The 9612-nt window shown below is 73.0% G+C and carries 9 protein-coding genes; 5 read left to right on the plus strand and 4 right to left on the minus strand.

The annotated features are described in order from the left end of the window. Positions 1-117: 117 nt before the first annotated feature. The 3 genes from ACFW9D_RS27085 to ilvA all read right to left on the minus strand — a co-directional run bounded on the left by ACFW9D_RS27085 (position 118) and on the right by ilvA (position 3383). Positions 118-981, minus strand: coding sequence for an ABC transporter permease (locus ACFW9D_RS27085; protein ID WP_188337172.1), 864 nt, complete (start codon positions 979-981; stop codon positions 118-120). Continuing rightward, positions 978-1949: an ATP-binding cassette domain-containing protein gene (locus ACFW9D_RS27090; protein ID WP_384625846.1), complete on the minus strand. Its 972-nt coding sequence runs from the start codon at positions 1947-1949 to the stop codon at positions 978-980. The genes ACFW9D_RS27085 and ACFW9D_RS27090 overlap by 4 nt, the downstream gene beginning before the upstream one ends. 192 nt (positions 1950-2141) lie before the next feature. Beyond that, positions 2142-3383 (minus strand): threonine ammonia-lyase, encoded by a 1242-nt coding sequence (ilvA, locus tag ACFW9D_RS27095; RefSeq protein ID WP_188337174.1) that lies wholly within the window; start codon positions 3381-3383, stop codon positions 2142-2144. Between the two features lie 175 nt (positions 3384-3558). Between ilvA and ACFW9D_RS27100 the strand changes: the two genes are divergently transcribed. From ACFW9D_RS27100 to ACFW9D_RS27110, 3 genes are all read left to right on the plus strand, one after another. Then, entirely contained in the window at positions 3559-4047 is a 489-nt protein-coding gene (locus ACFW9D_RS27100; protein WP_188341346.1) for a MarR family winged helix-turn-helix transcriptional regulator, read from the plus strand. A 112-nt stretch (positions 4048-4159) separates the two neighbouring features. After that, entirely contained in the window at positions 4160-4642 is a 483-nt protein-coding gene (locus ACFW9D_RS27105) for a sigma factor-like helix-turn-helix DNA-binding protein (protein WP_223205963.1), read from the plus strand. After that, positions 4639-4893 (plus strand): hypothetical protein, encoded by a 255-nt coding sequence (locus ACFW9D_RS27110; protein ID WP_223205964.1) that lies wholly within the window; start codon positions 4639-4641, stop codon positions 4891-4893. The genes ACFW9D_RS27105 and ACFW9D_RS27110 overlap by 4 nt, the downstream gene beginning before the upstream one ends. A 5-nt stretch (positions 4894-4898) precedes the next feature. Here the strand turns inward: ACFW9D_RS27110 and ACFW9D_RS27115 are convergent, their stop codons facing one another. Further along, positions 4899-6071, minus strand: a complete 1173-nt coding sequence (locus ACFW9D_RS27115; protein WP_188337175.1) for a cystathionine gamma-synthase — start codon at positions 6069-6071, stop codon at positions 4899-4901. A 543-nt stretch (positions 6072-6614) separates the two neighbouring features. On the opposite strand from ACFW9D_RS27115, the gene ACFW9D_RS27120 reads away from it, so the two are divergent. Together ACFW9D_RS27120 and ACFW9D_RS27125 are read left to right on the plus strand one after the other, a co-directional pair. After that, positions 6615-7706, plus strand: coding sequence for a hypothetical protein (locus ACFW9D_RS27120; RefSeq protein ID WP_384625851.1), 1092 nt, complete (start codon positions 6615-6617; stop codon positions 7704-7706). A 181-nt stretch (positions 7707-7887) separates the two neighbouring features. Beyond that, positions 7888-9474 (plus strand): M48 family metalloprotease, encoded by a 1587-nt coding sequence (locus tag ACFW9D_RS27125; RefSeq protein ID WP_384625854.1) that lies wholly within the window; start codon positions 7888-7890, stop codon positions 9472-9474. The last annotated feature ends 138 nt before the right edge of the window (positions 9475-9612 follow it).

Consider the following 9612-nt stretch of genomic DNA (forward strand, 5'->3'; position numbering starts at 1 on the left):
GCGGCGGTCTCGACCCACCGGGGGCCCCCGTCGGCGGGCGGACGCCTTACCCCCCCGCGGCGGCGGGGCCCCCGCCGCTGGCGGGGGGGGGCCCCGCTCGCGTCGCAGGGCGCCCCCTCAGGCGGAGCGGCGGTACTTGCGCACCGCGAGGGTGCGGAAGACGACCAGGATCAGCACCGAGTAGATCAGCGAGGCCCAGATCGGGTGCTGCATCGGCCAGGCCTGCGACTGGGACAGACCCGGGTCGCCGAACAGCTGCCGGCAGGCCTGCACGGTCGCGCTGAACGGGTTCCAGTCCGCGATGTGCCGCAGCCAGGGAGTCATCTGGCTGGAGTCCACGAACGCGTTCGACAGGAACGTCACCGGGAACAGCCAGATGATGCCGCCCGAGGTCGCCGCCTCCGGGGTGCGCACGGACAGGCCGATCAGCGCGCCGATCCAGGTGAACGCGTAGCCGAGCAGGAGCAGCAGACCGAAGCCGGCCATGATCTTGCCGAAGTTGGTCGGCTCGGCCGAACCGGGACGCCAGCCCACGAGCAGCGCGACGGCGGCCAGGATCAGCAGGGTGATCGCCGTCTGCGCCAGGTCGGCGACGGTGCGGCCGGTGAGGACGGCGCCGCGGGCCATGGGCAGCGAGCGGAACCGGTCGATCAGGCCCTTCTGCATGTCGTCCGCGATGCCGGCGCTGGAACCGGCCGTGGCGAACGTGACGGTCTGCGCGAAGATGCCGGCCATCAGGAAGTTCTTGTACACCGTGGGGTCGGTGGTGTCGCCGATCTTCATCGAGCCGCCGAAGACGTACGTGAACAGCACGACGAACATCACCGGCTGGATGACCCCGAAGAGAACCATCTCGGGGATCCGGGTCATCCGGATCAGGTTCCGCTTCGCGACGACGAGGGAGTCGCGGACGGCCTGGCCGACGCCGGGAGCGGCGCGCGGCGCCGGAGGCGTGGGGGCGGTCTGGCTGACGGCGGTCATGTCGCGGCCTCCTCGTCCTCGCCCGCCTGCTCGGCCAGGTGGCCGGTGAGCGAGATGAAGACGTCGTCGAGGGTCGGGCGGCGCAGCCCGATGTCGTCGATCTCGATGCCCCGCGCGTCCAGGTCGCGGATCACCTCGGCGAGCAGCTTCGCGCCGCCGGTGACGGGCACCGTCAGCTTGCGGGTGTGCTGCTCGACGGTGGTCTCGCCCTTGCCGTAGGCGGCGAGGACCGCGCGGGCGTCGTCGAGGTGCTCCTGCTCGTGGACGACGACCTCGACGCGCTCCCCGCCGGTCTGCGCCTTGAGCTGGTCGGCGGTGCCGCGCGCGATGACCTTGCCGTGGTCGACGACGCAGATGTCGTGCGCGAGGTGGTCGGCCTCCTCCAGGTACTGGGTGGTGAGCAGCAGGGTCGTGCCGCCCGCCACCAGCTCCTGGATGACCTCCCACAGCTGCTGCCTGTTGCGCGGGTCCAGGCCCGTCGTCGGCTCGTCCATGAACATCACGGGCGGCGACACGACGAGGGCGGCCGCGAGGTCGAGGCGGCGGCGCATGCCGCCGGAGTAGGTCTTGGACGGGCGGTCGGCGGCGTCGGCGAGATGGAAACGCTCCAGGAGCTCGCTCGCGCGGGCCTTCGCCTCCTTGGCCTTCATCTGATAGAGCTGACCGACCATCTGGAGGTTCTCCCGGCCGGTCAGGTACTCGTCGACGGCGGCGAACTGGCCGGACAGGCCGATCGAGCGCCGCACCTCGTTCGGATGCCTGAGCACGTCGATCCCGGCGACGGACATGCGGCCGCTGTCCGGGGTGAGCAGGGTGGTGAGGCAGCGCACGGCGGTGGTCTTCCCCGCGCCGTTCGGCCCGAGCAGGCCCAGGACGGTGCCCTCTGGAACGTCCAGATCGACCCCGTCCAGGGCCCTGACGTCGCCGAAGGTCTTCACCAGACCTTCGGCGTGGATGGCGCCTGGCATGTGGTTCCCCCAACGCGTGAGTGACCAGCTGGTGAGTGCCGGTGGGTGCCGGTGGAAAAGTCTAGGTTCGCCCGGGCGGCGTCGCCCGGCGGACCCGTGAGGCACCTCACACGCTATCGCGATGTATCGCGTGTCGCCACGGGTTTTCCACAAGCGCCGCGGACGGTCACGGCGGGCGTCACGGGCGGGCCGTCAGTCGATGACCGTGTAGCCCGCCTCGCGCAGCGCCGCCGCGACCTCCGTGCAGTGCGCCGGTCCCTTCGTCTCCAGGTGCAGTTCGACCTCGACCTCGGTGAGCCCGAGGCGCGGGTCGGTGCGCACGTGGCTCACGTCCAGCACGTTCGCGTCGACGACGGACAGCACGCCGAGGATCGAGGCGAGCGCGCCGGGACGGTCGTCGAGCCGCAGCCGCAGCGACAGGTAGCGGCCCGCGGCGGCCATGCCGTGGGTGAGGACGCGCTGCATGAGCAGCGGGTCCACGTTGCCGCCCGACAGAAGCGCCACGACCGGGCCCTCGAAGCCGCGCGGGTCGCTCAGGAGCGCCGCGACGGGGCTCGCGCCCGCCGGCTCCACGACCAGCTTGGCCCGCTCCAGGCACAGCAGCAGCGCGCTGGACAGGGCGTCCTCGGACACCGTACGGACGTCGTCGGCGAGGTCGGCGACCAGGCGGAACGGGACGTCGCCGGGGCGGCCCACCTTGATGCCGTCGGCCATCGTCGCGGGATGCGGCACGGAGACGGGGCGGCCGGCCTCCAGCGAGGGCGGGTACGCGGCCGCGCCCGCCGCCTGCACGCCGATGACCTTCACGTCGGGGCGCAGCGCCTTGACCGCGACGGCGATGCCCGCGAGGAGCCCGCCGCCGCCGACCCCGACGAGGATCGTGCGCACCTCGGGGCACTGCTCGAGGATCTCCAGGCCGAGCGTGCCCTGGCCCGCGACGATGTCCGGGTGGTCGAAGGGGTGGATGAACACGGCGCCGGTGCGCTCGGCGTACTCCTGCGCGGCGGCCAGCGTCTCGTCGACGACATGACCGTGCAGCCTCACCTCGGCGCCGTAGTCGCGGGTGGCCGCGACCTTCGGCAGGGGCGCACCGACCGGCATGAACACCGTGGAGCGCACGCCGAGGAGCGCGGAGGCCAGGGCGACACCCTGCGCGTGGTTGCCCGCGCTGGCGGCCACGACCCCGGCCGCGCGCTCCTCGGGCAGCAGTCCGGCGATGCGCACGTAGGCGCCGCGCAGCTTGAAGGAGCCGGTCCGCTGGAGGTTCTCGCACTTCAGGTGGACCGGCGTACCTGCCAGCTGCGAGAGATGATGGCTGTGCGCCATGGACGTCACCCGAGCCACCCCGCCCAGCATCTTCTGGGCGCCGCGCACGTCGTCGAGCGTGACCGCGGGAAGACGGCGGGGCAAGGAGTCAGACGTGCTGTAGCTCATGACTGAAGTCTCGCAGCTCACGGCGGGCGTGACGCGTCGTGTTCATACCGCGATACCGGATTGAACACGGCTGGTACGGCACGCGCTTTCGCCGCGTACTCTGTGCCCCAATCCTGTGCAATCCCCCACCCACGCATGAAGTGAGCCTCCGGCCATGCCCACACCACAAGAAACGATGGACATGTCGACCGCCGGCGATTCCGGCCTCCTCGAAACCCTGCAGCACGAGGTGGCGGTCTTCGCCCGTCGCGCCGAACAGACCCGGCTGGGCGGGGTCGGGCAGGTGCGCAACTCGATGGACCGAGCCGCGTACCTGCTCCTGAACCGGCTCGACAAGGAAGGCCCGATGGGCGTCAAGGCGCTCGCCGCGAGCATGGGGATCGATTCCTCGACGGTGACCCGTCAGGTGGCCCCGCTGGTCGACACGGGCCTGGTCAAGCGGACCTCGCACCCCGAGGACGGCCGGGCCGTCGTGCTGCAGCTGTCGCCGCGCGGGCTCGCGCGGCTCGACGAAGTGCGCACGTCGCGGCGTGCGTTGATGGCCGAGCTGACGGAGGACTGGGAGCCGCGGGAGCGCGAGCAGTTCTGCGCGCTGCTGACGCGCTTCAACTCGGCGCTGTCCGCCCGCCAGTCGGGGCAGCCGGCGCCCGGCGCCGCTTCCTGAGCCGGTCCCGGGCCGTTCCTGAGCCGGTCCTGAGGCGCTCCTGGAGAGATCCGGAGCGAAACCGCGGCTCCTGCCTCTTGACCAAGGGGTCGCGGTCGGAATCAGATGAAGCGTGCGCGATCGGCAGGCGTTCAGGAACGCTCGCCGGGCCCGTGAGTTCGAGTCGTTCGTCGCGGGCGCGGCCGGGCGGCTGCTGCATGCCGCGACACTGCTGACCGCCGAGCCCCCGGACGACCATCCCCGGGCGCTGAAGCTGCTCACGGCCGCGCTCGCCCGCACCTACGCCTCCTGGGACCGGCTGCGCGGCGAGGACCCCTACGACTGCGCCCGCAAGGAGCTGGCCGTCCGCTTCGCGCACGGCGCCTGGCACCAGCACCGCGGGCACGGCGGCGCCCTGGCTCACGTACCCCCGCAGGAGCGGCTCGTGCTCGTGCTGCGACTGTTCGAGGGCGTCGGCGAGGAGCAGGTGGCGGCCCTGCTCGGGCTGCCCGCGGAGCGCGTGCGGTCCCTGCACGCGCGGGCGATGACGCTCGTGCTGCATCCGCCGCGCGGGGCCGCGCCGGCCCCTTCACTGGGAGGGACGGCCTCGGCATGAACCGGCTGCAGCGCAAGGAGGACTCCGTGCGCGCCGTGCTCGACGCGGCGCAGCCGTCCGCCGTGCCCGCCGAGCTGTGCGCGGACGCGATGCGGCGGGGCGGGCGGATGCTGCGGCGGCGGACGGTGGTGCGGCGGCTCATGTGGGTGCTGCTGCTCGCGGCCGCCGTCGCGTTCGTCGTCTGGGCCGTGTCCGCGCACCCGTGGGTGGAGCCGCCGTCCGAGACGACTCCACCGCTGACGGGGCTGTAGGAGGGCTACTTCCCCAGGGCCTGCTGGAGGTCGGCGAGGAGGTCGTCGGCCGACTCGATGCCCACCGAGAGGCGGACCAGGTCGGCGGGGACCTCCAGGGCCGAGCCCGCGGTCGAGGCGTGGGTCATGCGGCCCGGGTGCTCGATCAGGGACTCGACGCCGCCCAGGGACTCGCCGAGCGTGAACAGCCTGGCCCGGTTGCAGACCTCCACGGCCGCCTGCTCGCCGCCCTCGACGCGGAACGAGACCATGCCGCCGAACGCCTTCATCTGCTTCGCGGCGATCTCGTGGCCCGGGTGCTCGGGCAGGCCCGGGTAGAGGACCTGCGTCACGCGCGGGTGGCGGGTGAGCATGTCGGCGACGCGGGTCGCGTTCTCGCTGTGCCGGTCCATGCGGACGGGCAGCGTCTTGATGCCGCGCAGCACCAGCCAGGAGTCGAAGGGGCCGGCGACGGCGCCCATCGCGTTCTGGTGGTAGGCGAGGTCGTCGCCGAGGGCGCTGTCGGCCACGATCAGCGCACCGCCGACCACGTCCGAGTGGCCGCCCATGTACTTCGTCAGGGAGTGCACGACGACGTCCGCGCCGAACGCGAGCGGCTGCTGGAGGTAGGGGCTCGCGAAGGTGTTGTCGACGACGAGCTTGGCGCCCGCCTCGTGGGCCACCTGGGCGACCGCGGCGATGTCGGTGATGCCGAGCAGCGGGTTCGAGGGGGTCTCGACCCAGACGGCCTTGGTCTTCGGGGTGATCGCGGCGCGGACGGCGTCCACGTCGCCGGTGTCCGCGACGGACCACTCCACGCCCCAGCGCGAGACGACCTTGTCGAACAGGCGGAACGTGCCGCCGTACGCGTCGTTCGGGATCACGACGTGGTCGCCGGGGCTGAGCAGGGTGCGCAGGAGGCAGTCCTCGGCGGCGAGCCCCGACGCGAAGGCGAGGCCGCGGCGGCCTCCCTCGATGGCGGCGAGGTTCTCCTCGAGGGCGGTACGGGTCGGGTTGGCGCTGCGGCTGTACTCGTAGCCGCCGCGCAGACCGCCCACGCCGTCCTGCTTGTACGTGGAGACCTGGTAGATCGGGGGGACGACGGCGCCGGTCACGGGGTCTGCCGTGTTGCCGGCGTGGATGGCGGTGGTCTCGAATCCGCGCGGGGCGCTGCCGCTGTGGTTGTGCGTATCGCTCATGAGGCCCGAGCGTAGGCGCTCCGCGCGGTGCGTGGCGGTCTTCCGGCAGTTGCACTCCGCCGGTTCGTCACCGGGGGGTGTCGGGTGGGTAGGCGCCCCTGCGGCGCGGAGGGGGTCGGGGGTGCGGGCACGGGTGCCCGCCGCCCTGGGCTGTCACGCGGTGCCTGCGGGCCCGCCCCGGCGCGGGGCGCGTCCTGCGTACGGATAGGGTGCCCGCCGCCTTGAGCGGTCCCGCGGCCCCGGGTACGTGTTTCGACGGGGCTCGGCCGTAGGGGCCGAGGCCCCTCGCCGAGTGCAGCGCCATCGTGGCTGGTCGCGCAGTTCCCCGCGCCCCTGACGGGGCGCTCCTGCCCCCCCCCCACGCCATCGTCGGGCTCAGCCGTAGGAGCCGAAGACCATCGCCGGGGCGCCGTCGTGACTGGTCGCGCCCACGCGGCGGAGCCGCATGTCGACACAGCCCCGCGCCCCTCATGGGGCGCTCCTTCCCTGTTCCCCTGACAGGGCGATCCTGGCCAGTGAGCGGGGGCGGGTTAGCTTGTAGGTATGGGAATTCTCTGGGTGCTCATGGCCGTGCTGATGATCGCCTGGGTCGTGATGCTGCGGCGGCGGGGCGGGGTGCGGCTGGTGTCGCCGGGGTCGCCGGACGCCGCCGATCCGGCGGACTACGGCTTCGTGCGGCAGGAAGAGCTGGACGTACGGCTGCCGGGGCCGGACCAGGACCTGCTCGACGTGATGAGCGTCGTGCAGCGCAACCAGGACTTCACCGCGGCCGCGCAGCTCCTCGCCGGTACGGGCAAGGAGACCGAGGCCCGCTGGGAGCGGGTGCAGGCGATCGCGGGCGCGGCCGCGCTGGAGGCGCAGCAGACGCCGCGGCTCGGCGCGGGCTGGCTGCAGGCGTGGCGGGCGCAGAAGCCGAAGGACGCGGGCGGCGCGCAGGTGTTCGCGGAGTTCCTGGTGCAGCAGGCGTGGCGCGGCGGCGGTACGCCCGACGAGCAGCGGATCGTGCTGGAGGAGGCGCGGGCCGCGTGCGAGCAGGCCGCGCTCCTGGCCCCCGGCGACCCGGTCCCGCACATCACGCACCTCGCGGTGGCCCGCGGCCTCGGCTACTCCCGGCAGGAGTTCGAGCAGCTGTGGCTGAAGATCCTGGACACGGCGCCGGGGCACATGGGCGCGCACCTGGCGGGCCTGCGGTACTGGACGGAGAAGTGGCACGGCTCGCGCGAGGAGGCGTTCGCGTTCGCCGAGGCCGCCGCGGCGCGCGCCCCGCGCGGTTCGCTGCTCGCGGCGCTGCCGCTGTTCGCGCTGTACGAGCACCTGCCCGAGATCACGATGGTGCGGAACTTCTACGAGAGCGAGGTCGTGACGAAGGCGCTGCACGGCGCCATGTTCGCGGTCTCGCAGGCCCGCGCGGACGACCCGATGCTCGCGCACGTGCGGCATCTGCTGGTGTTCTTCCTGGTCCGCACGGAGCACTGGGGCGAGGCGATGGAGCAGCTGCTGCGGGTCGACGGGCACGTGGGCGCGATCCCGTGGACGACGGAGCCCGATCCGGCGGCCTCGTACGCGGTGTACCGGGCGCTGGCGGTGGCGGGTTACGAGGCGAACGGCGGCAGCCCGGCGACGCTCCCGCACTGACCGGCACCGATGGTTCATCCCGCTCCACCGGCCCGCGGCGCAATCCTGTTGATCAGGGTGCCGCGGGCTGTGTCATACTCCCGTTCCCCCCACTCACGCACCATTCACATCACCAGTCCCACCTGGTGTTTTCTCGTCTTCCCGTGGGGGGAACCGCCCGATGGGCTCAACTCTGCGTGCCGTGCGCGCCCTTGTCCTGCTGCTCGGCTTCTATCTCGTCGGCCTCGTACTGCTCGGCGCGCTCGGCGCCCTGGACTGGTGGATCATCGGCGGCGGGCACGGCGGCGCGGCGCTGAAGATCGTCGTGGTCAGCGTGATCGTGGCGATCCCGATCGTGCAGGGCATGTTCGCGGTGCGCAGCCCGCGCTTCGAACCGCCCGCCGACGGACTGCGCGTCGACGAGCACCAGGAACCGCGCCTGTGGGCGACGGTGCGGCGGCTCGCCGAGGAGACCGGCACCCGCGCCCCCGGCGAGATCTACCTCGTGCCGCGCGTGAACGCGGCGGTGTACGAGGAGTCGCGGCTGCTCGGGCTGTTCCCGGGCCGGCGCGTCCTGCTGATCGGCGCCCCGCTGCTCACCGGTCTCGACGAGGCCCAGCTCATCGGCGTGCTGGCCCACGAGTTCGGCCACTACTCGCACTCCGACACCCGGCTCGGCGCGATCAGCCGGCGCGGCTTCGAGCAGATCTCCCGGACCGTCGGCACGCTCCTGGAGCGCTCCGCCGCGAAGCAGGCCGGTGAGCGCGAGAAGGCCGAGGCCAAGGAGGCGAAGCGGGTCGCGAAGGGCAAGAAGGCGCGGGAGGTGAGCGCCGGTTCGGCGGGCATCACCTTCCGTCTCGCCGCGCGGCCCTTCATCTGGTACGGGCAGTTCTACGTGCGGGTGATGCGCGGGACGATGCGGCGTCAGGAGTACGCCGCCGATCTGGCCGCCGCCCGGATCGCGGGCCGGGACGCGACGGCTTCGGCGCTGCGCGAGATCCCGGTCCTGGACTCGGCGTTCGACTTCTACATGGACGCGTACGCGACGCTCGGCGCGCAGGCGGGGCTGCTGCCGCCGCACGGCGAGGTCTACGGCGGCCTGGGCCGTCTGCTCGACGCCCGCTCCCACGAACTCGACGTACTGCGCGGCGAGTTGCCGGACGAGGAGCCGTCCCCGTACGACACCCATCCGCCGATCGCGGACCGCGTGGCCCGCATCGAGGCCCTGCCCGACGACGGGCGCCGCGCGCACACGGCTGGCCCGGCGCTGGGTCTGCTGGCGGACCCGGCGGCCGCGTTCGCCGCGCTGGAACAGGCGTCGCTGACCCCTCGGGCACTCGGTCTGCGCCGGGCCGAGGACTGGCCGCACCTCGTGCACGAGGCGATGGCGTCGTACACCGACGCCTCGGCGGAGCCGCTGCGCCAGGCGGTGCGGAAGGCGACCGGCGGCGACGGCTCCCTCGCGTCCGTGCTCGCGGCGATCGAGGCGGGCGCGCTGTGGCAGCTCGCGGAGCAACTGCCCAAGTCGCAGGAGGCGGCGTCGGCGACGGGCCGCGCGGCCCGCGAGTTCGCCCGCCCCCGCCTGCACGCGATGCTCCGCGACCTGCTCGTCACGGAGCTGATCGCCTCCGGCGCGGCCCGGTTCGAACTGTCCTGGACCGGCCCGGCGACGCTTCACCTCCCGGAGGGGCAGGGGGCTCGGCTGCAGCCCGCACTGGAGGCGGCAGTGGCGGACGTCCCGAACACGTCGGGTGTACGGGACCTCTTGGCCACGCAGGCGACCGTGTAGCGGGTGCGGGCCGGTGGGGGCTGGTCGCGCAGTTCCCCGCGCCCCCGAAATGCACGCCCTTCGGGCGGCATTTCCCCGATGAAGGCTGAACGGCGAAGCCGTTCGCCTTCAGGGGCGCGGGGCTGTGACATCTGCGGC

The organism is Streptomyces sp. NPDC059524, assembly GCF_042749255.1.
GTDB lineage: Bacteria > Actinomycetota > Actinomycetes > Streptomycetales > Streptomycetaceae > Streptomyces > Streptomyces xanthii.